This is a genomic window from Robertmurraya mesotrionivorans, assembly GCF_050971805.1.
Taxonomy (GTDB): Bacteria; Bacillota; Bacilli; order Bacillales; family Cytobacillaceae; genus Robertmurraya_A.
The window spans coordinates 22,203-37,647 of the sequence record NZ_JBPCCH010000014.1 but is presented as its reverse complement, the minus strand read 5'-3'; the positions used below and the strand labels follow the sequence as shown (position 1 = coordinate 37,647).

The window sequence follows — 15,445 nt, the reverse complement described above, 5'->3', positions numbered from 1 at the left end:
ATTATGAAATTTTACGTTCCTTAGCATCGGACATATGTGGTAGTCGAATGAAAATGGTTGTACCCATTCCTTTTTTACTATCTATTTGTATCGTTCCTTTCATACTTTCTACTATTCGATAGACGACCATCATTCCAAGACCTGTTCCCTTTAAGTCTTTAGTAGAAAAATAAGGTTCTCCTAGTCGATTCATTTGCTGTTGGCTCATCCCAACTCCTTCGTCTTTCACGCTTATTAAAGTTGTTTTTTGTTCCTTGGTGCATGTTATCGTTAAGACACCACCAGAAGGCATGGCTTCGATCCCGTTTTTCATAATATTTACGATCACTTGCTGAAGAAGTCCAAAGTTACCAGTAATTAAGGATGAATCTAATTTAGAGTCGAACTCCACCTTGAATTGTTTTGCCATTGGTTCGACTATCTGGATAGCTTGCTGAATGACCTTGTCAATTCCGAGGACTTCAATTTTTTCAGGGCTGGGTTTGGCAAAGGTTAAGTAATCTTTAATAATATGATCGGCCTGGTCAATCTCACTTATTGCCAAGGCTAAATACCCCTTTTCCTTCTCGGGAATTTCGTGTGACTCACTTAATAACTGTAAAAATCCACGGCTAGATGTTAAAGGATTCCTTACCTCATGAGAAATGCTGGATGCCAAGTGGCTAGCAACCTCTGCTTTTTCACTTCTTATTAATCTTAATAGTAATAAATGTTGATTTTTTATATGTTCTGCCATATATATAGCCAGTCCCATTCCAGCAGCTTGAATGCCTGTATACGCTAAGGTAAACGAAAGGGTAATGGGTGAATGAAACAAGAGTTTCGATCCTGCCAATACCCAAATAGACATTACTATAGAAAATAAGACTTGTAGGGTGAATTTTTTTTCTAATGAAAAGTACTGGAATTTCTCCCTTATCGAAAAGGATATACAAACGAAAATAATAGCATTCGCTATTGCAAACCATGAATGGTCAAATCCATGAAGAGCTATTCGTAAGAAAACAATGAGTGCCAATAGCCACACACCTGTGTATTTACTTGCATAAAGACAACCAAGAACCAGTGGAATGAATCTTAAGTCGAAAGGAATTCCACCAGGAAGTGTTAAGGGAAACAACATGCAAAGGGAAACAGAAGCCGTTAGGGTAATAAACATAAAAAACTCTAATTGTGTGTTTTTTAGGTGATGTCTATTAACGGAGCCCTGAAAAAAAAGTAAAGATACTAATATAATTAATAAATTTATAAGAAAATTTGTAATACTCTCCATGATTGCCTCCGAAAAGTTATCTTTCTATTATTATAAAGGGTAGAAAAGGAAAAAGGGTTACAATTAACATAAATTAGGGATTATTGCCTAGGTATAAAGAGTGTGGTAAAAGTAAAATTGGTATATTGTTACATTTGTTGATTTTGTTTATAATATCTTTAATGGCGTGGAAGAGGAAAAGTAAAATGTAGTGATTCTTTGCAGAGAGCTCCAGTTGCTGAAAAGGAGTAAGGATACACATTTGAACAATGGCCTCGGAGCTGCGAACTGAACCTGTCATTGACAGAAGTAGGAGTTGTCGGGAGTTGACGCCCGTTATCAACGTCACGGTATAAGAGTAGAGTGTTTTGCTACTTTAGTACTTGCTGAGGCTAACAGTGTGAGCTGTTGGTGAATTAAGGTGGTACCACGGGAGTAAAGCCCTGTCCTTATCTTTATTAAGATACGGACAGGGCTTTTTTTTATTTTTTAAAGGAGGAGGAATCTTTAATGAATGTATTGATTGGAGGTGCTTGGCCATATGCAAATGGTTCCCTGCATATTGGTCATATAGCAAGCTTACTGCCAGGTGATATTCTAGCAAGATACTACCGTTTAAAAGGGGAAGATGTGTTATATGTGTCTGGAAGTGATTGTAACGGGACACCTATTGCGATTCGTGCCATGCAGGATGGTGTGGAGGTAAGTGATATAGCCAACTGTTATCACCAAGAGTTTGCCGAATGCTTTGCAAAACTTGGATTTTCTTATGATTGTTATACACGTACAGATACCGCTCACCATGCTAGGGTGGTGCAGGACTTGTTTTTAAAGCTTGATAATAATGGTCTACTCTATACAAAAGAAATAGATCAAGTGTATTGCAATACTTGTGATCAGTTTCTCCCTGACCGTTATGTAGAAGGAATTTGCCCGTCCTGTGGAGAACATGCCCGTGGTGATCAATGTGATTATTGTTCTACAATATTAGATCCAGTTGAGCTCCATAATAAGATTTGTAAAATATGTGGTTCAACACCTGTCATTAAGAAAACGGAGCATTATTACTTAGCGTTAAGTAAGCTTCAACGCCAAATAGAAGATCTAAAAGAGGATAGGGTAGGGGTATGGCGTGAAAACGCATTACAATTAACTGAAAGGTACTTAAAGGAAGGGCTGAAAGATCGACCTGCGACTCGTGACCTGCCAATTGGCGTTTCTGTTCCAATAAAAGGATATGAACATAAAAAAATTTATGTGTGGATTGAAGCGGTATCAGGATATTACTCAGCAAGTCAGCAATGGGCTATTGATAATGGAAGAGATGTAGAAGGTTTCTGGAAGGAATCTACCCGAAGCTATTATGTTCACGGGAAGGACAACATCCCTTTCCATTCCATCATTTGGCCTGCAATCCAAATGGGGGCAGGCTTGGAGGCATATCCGAAGTATATCGTCTCAAATGAGTACGTAACATTAGAAAAAAAGAAGATCTCTACAAGCAAAAATTGGGCTATTTGGATCCCGGATCTATTGGAAAGGTATCATCCTGATTCCATACGCTACTTTCTAACCATTAATGCTCCGGAAAATCGTGACACAGATTTCTCCTGGCGGGAGTTTATCTACAGTCATAACAGCGAACTGCTAGGAGCGTATGGGAATTTCGTGAACCGCACTTTAAAGTTCATTCAAAACCAATTATCAGGAAAGGTTCCTCAATCAGCATTTGATACAAGAATTCTAAACCGTGTTGAATTACTCTATCATCAGGTAGGGGAAGCGATTGAAACAGCAAGAATGAAGCAAGCACTAGAAGGGATTTTCGAGTGTATAAGATATGCAAATAAGTATTTTGATGAACAACAACCATGGAGAGCGGAAGAAGAAAAACGGGATGCAACCATTGCCACATGTGTCTTTCTAATCCTAAATTTTGCTCAATTACTACATCCCTTTCTTCCTCATTCTAGTGAGGAAATTAGGAAAATGCTCCATCATTCTAACTTCTCCTGGAAAGTAATTACTAACCTGTCGTTGAGCATTGAAAATGTTAAACCACTGTTTGAACGAATTGATATTCAGGCGATAGCAGAAGAAGGAGAAAGACTTCGCGCGCAGATTAAATGAATATTGAATGTGAGCCATCTATTAATGCGTAGTTCGGTTTTTGTGGAGAACTAACAAATATAATACTAATTTGCAGACCGAATCGCATATGGTTTGGTCTTTTTTAATTCCCTTTTAATCAAAGTGGTTATCTTAGCATAGAAAATAACTCGTCCAGTCCGAAAAAGCCCCGTATTGGACAAACAAAGAAGAAAACCCGCTGGCCCTGTCTGGATGAGCCTCGTATTCGGACAAACAAAGAGAAAACCCGGCTCGTTCCAGTCTGAATGAGCCTCGGACAACCAAAGAGGAAAACCGGCTCGTCCAGTCCGAATAAACCCCGAATTCGGACAATCAAAGAGGAAAACCGGCTGGCCCTGTCTGAATGGGCCTCGTATTCGGACAACCAAAGAGGAAAACCGGCTGGCCCTGTCTGAATGAGCCTCGTATTCGGACAACCAAAGAAAAAATCGCGCTCGTCCAGTCCGAATAAACTCCGTATTCGGACAACCAAAGAGAAAACCCGGCTCGTCCAATCCGAATAAACCTTGTATTCGGACAAACAAAGAGGAAACCCGGCTCGTCCAGTCTGAATGAGCATCGTATTCGGACAACCAAAGAGGAAAACCCGGCTCGTCCAGTCTGAATGAGCCTCGTATTCGGACAACCAAAGAGAAAATCGCGCTCGTCCAGTCCGAATAAACCCCGAATTCGGACAAACAAAGAGAAAACCCGGCTCGTTTAATCCGAATAAACCTTGTATTCGGACAAACAAAGAGGAAACCCGGCTCGTCCAGTCTGAATGAGCCTCGAATTCGGACAATCAAAGAGGAAACCCGGCTCGTCCAGTCTGAATGAGCATCGTATTCGGACAACCAAAGAGGAAAACCCGGCTCGTCCAGTCTGAATGAGCATCGTATTCGGACAACCAAAGAGAAAACCCGGCTCGTCCAGTCTGAATGAGCATCGTATTCGGACAACCAAAGAGGAAAACCCGGCTCGTCCAGTCTGAATGAGCATCGTATTCGGACAACCAAAGAGAAAACCCGGCTCGTCCAGTCTGAATGAGCATCGTATTCGGACAACCAAAGAGGAAAACCCGGCTCGTCCAGTCTGAATGAGCCTCGTATTCGGACAACCAAAGAGAAAACCCGGCTCGTCCAGTCTGAATGGGCCTCGTATTCGGACAACCAAAGAGGAAAACCATCTCGTCCAGTCCGAATCAGCCTCTATTCGGACAACCAAAGAGTCCTTCGCTCTCCCTCTAGGAGAAACAATCATTATTATTACAATTCAATTATGACAACATGGTTCATGACAAAATGCATTTTAGTTTGAATTGAATAGGTGTTGAAAACGCTTTATCATAAAATTAGAAACAAGGACAAAAGAATTGTATTTCTGAAAGGGGAATTATACTATATGTCTAATCAAGTAGCGCAAAAGTCGGATGTTCGTGTGAAAATCCAACGCTTTGGTAGTCATTTAAGTGGCATGATTATGCCGAATATTGGTGCATTTATCGCATGGGGGATTATTACTGCTTTATTTATTCCAACAGGCTGGTATCCAAATGAGGATTTTGCCAAGCTAGTTGGACCGATGATTACGTATCTTCTTCCATTATTAATCGGTTACACTGGCGGTAAGATCGTTTATGATACTCGTGGAGGAGTAGTCGGTGCCACAGCAACAATGGGTGTGATCGTTGGAGCAGAGATTCCAATGTTCCTAGGTGCCATGCTTATGGGTCCACTTGGAGGATATCTAATCAAGAAGCTTGATGCAGTAATCGTTCCAAAGATCAGACAAGGTTTTGAAATGTTGGTAAACAACTTTACAGCGGGTATTTTAGGTGGAGCGTTAACTTTAATCGCATTTAAAGTAATCGGTCCAGTGGTAGAAGGTTTAAACAAAGTGTTAGCTTCAGGAGTAGAAGCAATCGTTGATGCAGGGCTTCTTCCATTAGCAAATATTCTTATTGAACCTGCTAAGGTATTATTCTTAAACAATGCAATCAATCACGGGATTTTAAGCCCACTTGGTGTAGAGCAAGCAGCAGACGCTGGAAAATCTATTATGTTCCTATTAGAATCAAACCCTGGTCCTGGACTTGGTATTCTTTTAGCCATTATGTTATTCGGTAAAGGTTCAGCAAAAAGAACAGCTCCAGGTGCAGTGATTATTCACTTCTTAGGGGGAATCCATGAAATTTACTTCCCATACATTTTAATGAAGCCTATGTTAATCCTTGCTGCAATAGCAGGAGGCGTGAGTGGAGTATTTACATTATCCATTTTCAACGCAGGTCTTGTAGCTCCTCCATCACCAGGAAGTATCTTTGCTTTAATGGCAATGACTCCAAAGGGTGGTCACTTAGGAGTTCTATTAGGTGTAATTGTTGCAGCAGCTGTATCATTCGCAGTAGCATCATTTATTCTTAAGGTTAGCAAAAACAATGAAGAAGAAGATTTAGAAGCAGCTACAGAAAAAATGCAAGAAATGAAAGGGAAGAAGAGTTCAGTAGCAAATACATTAGAAAGCAAAGTGGACTATAAAAAAGTAAATAAAATTATCTTTGCTTGTGATGCTGGAATGGGTTCTAGTGCGATGGGAGCTTCCATTTTACGAAACAAAGTAAAAAAGGCAGAAGTAGAAGGGGTAGAGGTAGCGAATACATCTATCAACAATCTTCCAGCAGATGCTGACATCGTTGTAACGCATAAAGATTTAACGGACCGTGCCAAAGCTAAGCTTCCAAATGCCCATCATGTGTCAGTGGAAAACTTCTTAAATAGCCCTAAGTATGATGAAATCGTAAATAACTTAAAATAATGAACGAAAATGAACACCTCTAAATCAGTTTATGATTTAGGGGTGTTTTATGTTTGAACTAAAAGGCAAGTTTGTCCCAGATAGAGCATATATATATAACTCCTTAAAAAAGGAAATATGCTATTGGAGATGAAGTGGAACAATGGTGTTATGGTTGATAATTGTCTTTTTGTTAGTATTACTTTTACCCTTAAGAGTAAAAGTTGTAGAGAACAATATTGAATTATTTATTTTTATTATGGGTGTGATTACTGCAATTACTAGTGGAAGTTGGAGCAGAGATTTATTCTTAAAAGCTGCGAGTAATCCAATTGGGATTACTATTGCTGTATTAATTGCATCATTGCTTTTAAAGTGGTTTCACCGCAGTATCGACAGATTCATCAATCGGTTGTTACGTGCGTTATCCTTTAGGTGGTGCATAGCAATAACCGTGATTACCTTGGGTTTAGTATCAAGTATTATAACAGCGATTATTTCTTCTCTCCTCTTGGTAGCGATTGTCACTTCTATGAGGTTAGATACAAAATCAACCGTACGTTATGTGGTCCTTTCCTGTTTTAGTATTGGACTAGGAGCAAGTTTAACTCCTGTAGGTGAACCTGTGGCTACTATAGCAATCAACAAATTAGGGGAGGATTTCTTCTATCTTATCAATTTATTAGGACCGATTATTATTCCTTTAATCATTTTATTGGGTATATTGGCTGCTATATTAGTCAAGAAGCCAAAGTATTTACACGAATTCAGAGAGGCACATATTAACAATGAAACGTATGAGGAGGTTTTTTATAGAGGAATAAAAATATACTTGTTTGTTATGGGCTTAACATTACTAGGATCTGGGTTTAAAACCGTGATTGATCTCTATATCATTCATCTAAACACACCATTGCTGTACTGGATTAATACGGTTTCTGCTGTTTTAGATAATGCTACTCTCGCAGCTGCTGAAATGAGTCCTCAGATGGGAGAACAAAAAGTAAGAGCTGTTCTATTAGGATTACTGATTAGCGGAGGGATGTTAATTCCAGGGAATATTCCTAATATCATAGCTGCTAATAAACTGGGGATTTCAAGTAAGGAATGGGCTCATTTTGGAGTGCCTGTTGGATTAGCCATAATGGTTATTATTTATGTTTTTTTATTATAAGAGGAAGAGGAGTCTAGAATAAATCTAGGCTCTTTTTTTGTGTATTTATTTAATTTTGTCAACAAATACTATGACGAATGTGTATTTGTAAACGGTTGTTAACCGTTATTTGCAAGAGTATCATTAAATATGTAAATATCTTTATTTTAATCTTGTCAGTAAGTTGGACTCTTTAGGAGTTGATGGTCTTGTATATTACAGCGAGAGAAAGAAAAATTCTCGAGGTGATCCTTCTTAGTGAAGAGGAAACGACCGTGAGTAGTATTGCCAAAATACTTAATGTGAGTTCTAGGACGGTACACCGTGACTTAAAAGGAGTAGAAGAAATACTAAAGTCCTACGATTTGTCACTTTCAAAGCAATCTGGGGTAGGAATTCTCGTCAAAGGGAGTAGTGAAAACAAAGAGAAGCTAAAATTATTTCTATTTAGTGCTTCTCATAACGAGTACACTCCTGATGAACGACAAACAATTATTCTCTCAAGCCTACTAGAAAGCTTAGAACCGGTAAAATTGGTTGTCTTAGCCAATGACCTAAATGTCACGATTGCAACAGTAAGTAATGACCTAAACAAAATTGAAGAAAAAATCGAACCATTCGGTCTATCTCTTATTCGAAAAAGAGGATATGGAGTAGAACTGTCTGGGTTAGAAACAGCTAAGAGAAAAGTCATGAGCAGTCTGATTTTAGATCACCTCGATGAGTTTGAATTTATTTCTTTTATCAGGGAGAATATCCAAAAACGTTCTACTATGGATATGGACACAGCAACCGATCGATTACTTGGATTGGTTGACAAAAAGAAGCTTATTATCATTGAAAGTATCATTGATGACGTAAAAAAGGAACTGCCTTACCCAATCGCTGATAGTGCTTATATCGGTTTGGTTGTCCATCTAGCTCTGGCAACAGAACGGATTCAACAAGGTGTGGAGATAGCCTTAGATGACAGATTCCCTGATCAGCTTTTGGCAACAAAAGAGTATAAGATTGCTGAAAAAATTGTATCAGGATTAGAAAATGCATTTCAGATATCTGTTTCTCAAGGAGAAGCAAGTTATATTACGATGCATCTTTTAGGAGCAAAGCTAAGGAATGAACAAGGAGATATTTTCGAAGAAACGGCTGTTCAAGTCGGATATACCGCTCAAAAGCTTATCCAGTATGTTGGAAACAGGATGGGATATCATTTTGAAAATAATATTGATCTTTACCAAGGTCTAATTGCTCACTTGCGTCCTGCCATCTATCGAATGAAGCAACATATGAAGATTAGTAATCCATTGCTTGAGCGGATTATGGAAGATTACCAAGAATTATTTAGCATTATTGATGATGGGGTTGAAATTGTTTTTCCAGACTTCATCGTTCCAAAAGAAGAGATAGGGTTTCTTGTCATGCATTTTGCTTCTGCCATGCTAAAGGGAGAAGAAAATAAGCAAATGAATGGCCTAGTCGTATGTTCGAGTGGAATAGGAACATCAAAGATTCTTGCGACAAAAATCCAAAAAGAACTGCCTTGGTTAAAAACAAAAAATGTTTCACTATTTGATTTTGAGCAGATAAATCCTGAGGAGTATTCGATTATTATTTCGACAGTCCCTTTAAAGGATTATCAAGGTCAGTATGTTCTTGTAAGTCCTATCCTTTCTCAGGCTGAAATTGAAAGAATAAAGCAGTCGGTTCGAGTGGATCATCTGGATCAGCCGAAGAATGATATAAGTTCAACCTTCAAAAATGGTGCGGGGAAAGATTTTTATGCCAGAATTCAACGAAACCATCGTTTTACATCAGCAGCAATTGACATACTCTCCGGTTATTTTATTCAAAAACTGGGAGGAGATTGTTCGATTGAATCAGCGTTATTGGCCGCATGTGAAACACTTCAAAGGGAAGGTATCATTAACGAGGCAGGAAAAGTTGTTCATCACTTAACGGAAAGAGAAGCATTAGGTGGACTTGGAATACCTGAAACCACTCTCTCGCTTTACCATACGAGAAGTACTGAGGTGACTAAACCCTCTTTCACTATGTTTGAACTTGAAAAACCCGTGAAAGTGAGTGCAATGGATGGGACAGAGATTTCTAATAAACGAATTCTCCTGATGCTATCACCACAAGAAGCAACCGAGGAGGCACTTGAGATATTAAGTCAAATCAGTGCTTCGATTATCCGAAATGATGACTCGATACACCTGTATGAGAATGGAGAAAAGGATGCCCTTTTTGATTATCTATGCAACGAGATAAGAGACATTTTTGAAACAAAATATATTCACTAAGGAGTGGACAATATGTCAGTACAAATTTTAACAGCAGAAAATATCCAATTAAATGTAGCTTTATCAACAAAGGAGGAAGCGATAAGAAAGACGGGACAAATTCTTGTTGATAAAGGGTATGTTGAAGCGTCATATATCGAGAAAATGCTAGCTAGAGAAGAGTTAACTTCCACATACATGGGGAATTTTGTTGCTATTCCACATGGTACAGAAGACGCAAAGGATATGGTTAAGCATTCAGGTATCTCAATCATTCAAGCTCCAGAGGGAGTTGATTTTGGCGGAGGGAATATTGTAAAGGTTCTCATTGGAATTGCAGGAAAAAATAACGAACACTTAGATATTTTATCAAACATCGCCATCGTTTGTTCGGAGGAAGAAAATATTGAGAAACTTGTTCAAGCTAAAACAGAAGAAGAAATTTTAAGTTTATTTGCTGAGGTGAACTAATATGTTTGCTCTACATTTTGGTGCGGGGAATATTGGTCGTGGTTTTATCGGTTTGTTATTACAACAATCAGGCTATGAGGTTTGCTTTGCTGATGTGAATGCAGAAATAGTTGACTTACTTAATGAGCGTAAAGAATACAAAGTGGTATTAGCAAATAAGGAACAAACAGAGACAACGGTGACAAACATATCTGCTATTAACAGTGCAATAAATGGTGAATTAGTTGAAGAGGCAATTGTTCAGGCAGATCTAATTACCACTGCAGTGGGACCGAATATTTTAGCCATTATTGCACCGATGCTTGCTAAAGGATTGAAAAAAAGAGCCGCTATTTCAAACAAGCCTTTAAATATAATCGCATGTGAAAATATGATTGGCGGGAGTGCTTTTCTCAAAGAGAAGGTATACGAACATTTGACTGAGGAAGAAAGAAATATCTTTGATTCCCTATACGGATTTCCGAACTCTGCGGTTGACAGAATTGTTCCGAACCAATCGAATGACGACAAGCTCTTGGTTAAAGTAGAACCTTTCTTCGAATGGGTAATTGAGCAAACTGCTTGGGTAGGAGAAAAGCCTTCTATTGAGGGAGCAACCCTGGTGGATGATTTGGCACCATTTATAGAGAGAAAGTTGTTTACAGTTAATACAGGACACGCAGCTATTGCTTATGTAGGTTCCGTATACGGATTTCATCCAATAGCAGAAGCGATACAAAATGATCAAGTTAACCAGATTGTTTCAGGAGCATTGCAAGAGTCTGGAAGAGTACTTGTGAAAAAGTATGGATTTTCAAATGAGCAGCATCAAGCATACATTCAGAAAATTATTGGTCGATTCAAAAATGAATACATTATTGATGATGTGAAAAGAGTGGGGAGATCACCACTTCGAAAGCTAGGCATTCACGACCGATTATTTGCTCCAGCTGTAGAATATTTCAACGAGTTTCAGGAAGCGCCAGTTAACCTATGTAAAGTAGTTGCTGCAGCGTTATTATTTACATCAAATGATGATCAAGAAGCGCTTGATCTTCAAAAGAGTTTGAAGAACGATGGAGTTCTTGCGGTATTAACGAGGTTAACAAATTTAGACCCAAATCATTCCATTATCCAGACGGTTGTTGAGGAATATAAGCATTTCCAAAATCAGCTATCATAATTAGTTCAAAAAAGTGAAAAGCTATTATAGATATTCCTCCGAATATCAGCACCTATCCTGACCAATGAGGTGATTAGAGATGAGTTTTAGAGATCATTTGGATCAACATTCTCAACTTTTTTGTCACACGTGGACGAGACGAAAGCATGCTAGTAGTTCTCAAGTGAATGGAGAGACTAGAAAGTCGCAGGCAGAAATTATTCTGGCTAAGAATGCAAAGGCTCACCGCTGGTAAGGAATTGTTCGATGATATGAGGAAAAAGGAATAGTGGTTAGCGTTGCTAGCCAAAAAGAGAGGGAGCCGTTTAGGTTCTCTCTCTTTCTATATGGAATTAGAATACCAAAAATAACCCATCCCCGGGGAAAGGGATGGGCCACTATTGATTAATTGGAGATAGGGGAATCTCCTAATGGAAAACACTTTTGGATTTAACTGTTATACGCCTTTGAATGCTTCACGGTAAATTTCTGCTAATTCTGTTACTAGCGGTAATTTAGGGTTAGCTGTTGTACATTGATCTTCAAATGCACGCTCAGCAAGGTAATCAACTTTTGCTTCAAATGCTTCTTTGCTTACTCCGTTAGCTTCAATACTCATAGGGATTTCTAGCTCTTTAGCAAGCTTGATAACCGCTTGGATTAAGCTTTCAACACCTTCTTCAGTAGTACGAGCAGGAAGACCTAATGTTCTTGCGATTTCAGCATAACGCTGGTCAGCAATGAAGTTCTCGTATTTAGGGAATGCAGCAAACTTTGTTGGCTTTGTTGCATTATAACGAATAACGTGTGGCATTAAGATTGTGTTAGAACGTCCGTGAGCGATGTGGAATTCTGCACCAAGCTTATGTGCCAAGCTGTGGTTAATCCCAAGGAATGCATTGGCAAATGCCATACCAGCAATTGTAGAAGCATTATGCATTTTTTCACGTGCTACTGCATCGCTGCCATCACGGTATGCTCTTGGTAGGTATTCAAATACTAGCTGGATTGCTTTCATAGCCAAACCATCAGTGTAATCGTTAGCCATAATAGATACATAAGCTTCGAATGCGTGAGTTAATACGTCCATACCAGTATCAGCAGTAATGACCTTAGGAACAGTCATAACAAACTGTGGATCGATGATCGCTACATCTGGAGTTAACTCATAATCAGCTAATGGATACTTAATGTTGTTTACTTTGTCTGTGATAACAGAGAAAGATGTTACCTCAGAACCAGTTCCAGATGTTGTTGGAATCGCAACAAACTGAGTTTTTTCGCCAAGCTTAGGATATTTCACCACACGCTTACGAATATCTAAGAATTTTTGTTTTAATCCAAAGAAGTCTGCATCTGGGTGTTCGTAGAATAACCACATACCTTTTGCAGCATCCATTGCAGAACCACCACCAAGTGCAATAATGACATCTGGTTGGAATGCTGCCATAGCTTCTGCACCAGCCATAACTGTGTCGATAGATGGATCTGGCTCAACTGCTGAAAATACTTCAACATGAACAAGATTTGGACGCTGACGAAGGTAACGAGTCACGATGTCAACATATCCTAGTTTTACCATTCCAGGGTCAGTAACGATAAATGCTCTTGAAACATTGGGCATTTTAGCTAGGTATTGAGTAGAATTTTTCTCGAAATAGATTTTAGGTGGGACCTTAAACCATTGCATATTATTATTCCTCTTCGCTAACTTTTTAATATTTACAAGATGGATAGCTCCTACGTTTTGAGATACAGAGTTTCCACCAAATGTACCGCAACCAAGTGTTAATGATGGCATAAATGCGTTATAGATGTCGCCAATTGCACCTTGTGAAGAAGGAGCATTAACGATGATACGACCAGCCTTCATACGAAGTCCAAATTCCTTCATTACTTCTTCATTTGTTGAGTGAAGAACAGCTGAGTGACCAAGTCCACCGAATTCAAGCATTTCTTCAGCACGTGTTAAACCTTCTTCTAAGCTGTTCACCTTGAAGCAAGCAAGAACTGGGCTTAGTTTTTCACGAGAAAGTGGAGATTCAGGTCCAACTGTCTTAAGTTCAGCAATAAGAATCTTTGTATCTTCAGGAACTTCAACTCCAGCAAGCTGTGCAATTTTAGCAGCAGGCATCCCTACGATAGTTGGGTTAACTGCACAAGTATTTTCATTAATAACCAATGCCTCAACCTTTTTCTTTTCTGCATCGTTTAGGAAGTAGCACTTATTAGAAATTAGTTCTTTCTTCACTTCATTGTAGATTTCTTTATCGATAATAACAGCTTGTTCAGATGCACAAATCATACCATTATCGAATGTTTTAGATAAGATTAAGTCGTTTACTGCACGCTTAATTTTTGCTGACTTTTCGATATAACAAGGAACGTTACCAGCACCAACACCTAGAGCAGGCTTACCAGAGCTATAAGCTGATTTAACCATTCCAGGTCCACCAGTTGCTAGAATAAGTGAAATTCCAGGGTGCTTCATTAATGCTTGAGTAGCTGCTACAGATGGCTTTTCAACCCACTGGATACAGTTTTCAGGAGCACCAGCTTTAATCGCTGCATCACGTACGACACGCGCTGCTTCACTGCTACATTTTTGTGCAGATGGATGGAAAGCAAAGATGATTGGGTTTCTTGTTTTGATAGCAATTAATGATTTGAACATTGTAGTTGATGTTGGGTTGGTTACAGGTGTTACCCCAGCAACCACTCCAACTGGATCAGCGATTGTATAAACACCTTCATATTGGTTGTCATCGATAATTCCAACTGTTTTGTTATTCTTAATATTGTTGTAAACATATTCTGTTGCAAATATGTTTTTGATCATTTTATCTTCAAAAACTCCGCGGCCTGTTTCTTCTACCGCTAGTTTCGCTAAAGGCATATGTTGGTCAAGTCCAGCAAGAGCCATTTCTTTTACAATGTCATCAATCATTTCTTGTGTAAAACCTTGGAATTCTTTCAACGCTTTTTGACCTTTTGCAACTAACTCATCAATCATTTTTGCTACTTCTTGATTTTCAGCTAGTACTTTTTCTTCAACTGCCATGTTAAAGACCTCCGTTTAAACAATTTAGTTTGTGAAACATTTCACATTCATTAATAAAAAAATATGAACTTGAAGTATTGCAAGATGTATAGGTAAACGCCTGAATGGACGTTACGCGCAAACTGGATTTCTAGGGATCTTCTCGAAAGAAATATCTGAAATATATTTAGAACAGCTCTTTACGATGACTACGTAGTTAACTGTCCAAATGAATGCTGGAATGCTTTCATTTTCTTTAAACATCATTGACTCGAATTCATCTTCAATAACTTCCTCAAAAACTTCTAGTGTATAAGTCTCAGTGTCTGTAGAAAAGTTCTTCCATTCGCATACCATCATGTTTATCACCCCTAATGTTTTTCTTGAATTAAATATAACATATAAAAACAATAATAGTTTGTGAAATATTGAACAAAGTATGAACAATGATTTTATCCTTACAACGATAAAAAAAGACTGTATTTACAGGGATTCTTAGTGAGGGTTTATAAAATACTCACCATTTATTGAAAACGCTTACAATAAAAATGGTATATTGATATAATTTTATTTGAATGAGGTTTTTGTTAAAAAAGAAAGTCAGCGACATATGTCACTGACTTTCTCTTCTATTAATATTATTCTCCTAAGTAAGCGGTCAACATCCAAATATGTGTATCAAGTGATTCGATGAGTCCTGTTGCCATATCGTTAGTGATGATGTCATGGTTTTCTTCAGCTAGATTAGCTAATGATGCAAGTTCATCCTTCATTTGTTTGTAGTCTGCAACGAGAGCAGCAACCATTTCGCTAGCTTTTGTTTCATTATTCGTCTCAACGAGAGTAGCTGTTTCTAAATATTCCTTCATGGTAGCAACTGGCTGACCACCGATGGCTAATAATCGTTCTGCCAATTGATCGACTACTAAACCAGCTTCATTATATAATTCCTCAAACTTTGCATGTAGGGTAAAGAATAAAGGACCTTTCACGTACCAGTGGAAACGGTGAAGCTTCGTGTATAAAACATTCCAGTTTGCGATTTGTTGATTTAATTGAGCTTGTAATTTCATATTAAAAAATCCTCCTCAGTTACTTTATAAATAAATTATAACATGTATTAAATTATAATCAATATTAAATTATAATAATTATAATTAATTTTAAGTGAGTAAGTGGTGTA

11 protein-coding genes and 1 other annotated feature are annotated in these 15,445 nt (G+C 38.3%); of the genes, 7 read left to right on the top strand and 4 right to left on the bottom strand.

Annotation, left to right across the window (positions count from 1 at the left end; all coding sequences use genetic code 11):
* Position 1 precedes the first annotated feature (1 nt).
* Complete coding sequence (locus ACRX5O_RS18430) at positions 2 to 1,273, bottom strand: ATP-binding protein (protein WP_433907294.1); 1,272 nt, start codon at positions 1,271 to 1,273, stop codon at positions 2 to 4.
* A gap of 158 nt (positions 1,274 to 1,431) precedes the next feature.
* Positions 1,432 to 1,706, top strand: a binding site (T-box leader).
* Positions 1,707 to 1,762: 56 nt separating this feature from the next.
* Between ACRX5O_RS18430 and metG the strand changes: the two genes are divergently transcribed.
* The 7 genes from metG to ACRX5O_RS18395 all read left to right on the top strand — a co-directional run bounded on the left by metG (position 1,763) and on the right by ACRX5O_RS18395 (position 11,478).
* On the top strand, positions 1,763 to 3,382 hold the full coding sequence (gene metG / locus ACRX5O_RS18425; protein ID WP_433907293.1) for a methionine--tRNA ligase: 1,620 nt from the start codon (positions 1,763 to 1,765) through the stop codon (positions 3,380 to 3,382).
* Positions 3,383 to 4,783: 1,401 nt separating this feature from the next.
* The gene (locus ACRX5O_RS18420; RefSeq protein WP_433907292.1) at positions 4,784 to 6,196 is read left to right on the top strand and encodes a PTS mannitol transporter subunit IIBC; all 1,413 of its coding nucleotides are present in this window, start codon (positions 4,784 to 4,786) and stop codon (positions 6,194 to 6,196) included.
* 142 nt (positions 6,197 to 6,338) lie between these two features.
* Positions 6,339 to 7,349, top strand: coding sequence for a DUF1646 family protein (locus ACRX5O_RS18415; protein WP_433907291.1), 1,011 nt, complete (start codon positions 6,339 to 6,341; stop codon positions 7,347 to 7,349).
* 188 nt (positions 7,350 to 7,537) lie between these two features.
* Complete coding sequence (locus ACRX5O_RS18410) at positions 7,538 to 9,631, top strand: BglG family transcription antiterminator (protein ID WP_433907290.1); 2,094 nt, start codon at positions 7,538 to 7,540, stop codon at positions 9,629 to 9,631.
* 12 nt (positions 9,632 to 9,643) lie between these two features.
* Positions 9,644 to 10,081 carry a PTS mannitol transporter subunit IIA gene (locus ACRX5O_RS18405; protein ID WP_119706328.1) on the top strand — a complete coding sequence of 146 codons (438 nt, stop codon included), beginning with the start codon at positions 9,644 to 9,646 and terminating at the stop codon, positions 10,079 to 10,081.
* 1 nt (position 10,082) lies between these two features.
* The gene (locus ACRX5O_RS18400) at positions 10,083 to 11,243 is read left to right on the top strand and encodes a mannitol-1-phosphate 5-dehydrogenase (RefSeq protein WP_433907289.1); all 1,161 of its coding nucleotides are present in this window, start codon (positions 10,083 to 10,085) and stop codon (positions 11,241 to 11,243) included.
* Positions 11,244 to 11,322: 79 nt separating this feature from the next.
* A complete protein-coding gene (locus tag ACRX5O_RS18395; protein WP_119706330.1) occupies positions 11,323 to 11,478 on the top strand; it encodes a YpzG family protein in 156 nt (51 codons plus the stop codon).
* A gap of 201 nt (positions 11,479 to 11,679) precedes the next feature.
* On the opposite strand, the gene adhE is transcribed toward ACRX5O_RS18395, so the two are convergent.
* The 3 genes from adhE to ACRX5O_RS18380 form a co-directional block, all read right to left on the bottom strand.
* Positions 11,680 to 14,283: a bifunctional acetaldehyde-CoA/alcohol dehydrogenase gene (gene adhE / locus ACRX5O_RS18390; protein ID WP_433907288.1), complete on the bottom strand. Its 2,604-nt coding sequence runs from the start codon at positions 14,281 to 14,283 to the stop codon at positions 11,680 to 11,682.
* A gap of 111 nt (positions 14,284 to 14,394) precedes the next feature.
* Positions 14,395 to 14,622 (bottom strand): hypothetical protein, encoded by a 228-nt coding sequence (locus ACRX5O_RS18385; RefSeq protein ID WP_433907287.1) that lies wholly within the window; start codon positions 14,620 to 14,622, stop codon positions 14,395 to 14,397.
* Positions 14,623 to 14,900: 278 nt separating this feature from the next.
* Positions 14,901 to 15,335, bottom strand: a complete 435-nt coding sequence (locus tag ACRX5O_RS18380) for a Dps family protein (protein ID WP_433907286.1) — start codon at positions 15,333 to 15,335, stop codon at positions 14,901 to 14,903.
* Between the last annotated feature and the right edge of the window lie 110 nt (positions 15,336 to 15,445).

Coding starts and splice junctions, on each gene's coding strand:
- ACRX5O_RS18430 (WP_433907294.1), bottom strand. CDS start 1,273: ATGGAGAGTATTACAAATTTTCTTATAAATTTATTAATTATATTAGTA.
- metG (WP_433907293.1), top strand. CDS start 1,763: ATGAATGTATTGATTGGAGGTGCTTGGCCATATGCAAATGGTTCCCTG.
- ACRX5O_RS18420 (WP_433907292.1), top strand. CDS start 4,784: ATGTCTAATCAAGTAGCGCAAAAGTCGGATGTTCGTGTGAAAATCCAA.
- ACRX5O_RS18415 (WP_433907291.1), top strand. CDS start 6,339: ATGGTGTTATGGTTGATAATTGTCTTTTTGTTAGTATTACTTTTACCC.
- ACRX5O_RS18405 (WP_119706328.1), top strand. CDS start 9,644: ATGTCAGTACAAATTTTAACAGCAGAAAATATCCAATTAAATGTAGCT.
- ACRX5O_RS18400 (WP_433907289.1), top strand. CDS start 10,083: ATGTTTGCTCTACATTTTGGTGCGGGGAATATTGGTCGTGGTTTTATC.
- ACRX5O_RS18395 (WP_119706330.1), top strand. CDS start 11,323: ATGAGTTTTAGAGATCATTTGGATCAACATTCTCAACTTTTTTGTCAC.
- adhE (WP_433907288.1), bottom strand. CDS start 14,283: ATGGCAGTTGAAGAAAAAGTACTAGCTGAAAATCAAGAAGTAGCAAAA.
- ACRX5O_RS18385 (WP_433907287.1), bottom strand. CDS start 14,622: ATGATGGTATGCGAATGGAAGAACTTTTCTACAGACACTGAGACTTAT.
- ACRX5O_RS18380 (WP_433907286.1), bottom strand. CDS start 15,335: ATGAAATTACAAGCTCAATTAAATCAACAAATCGCAAACTGGAATGTT.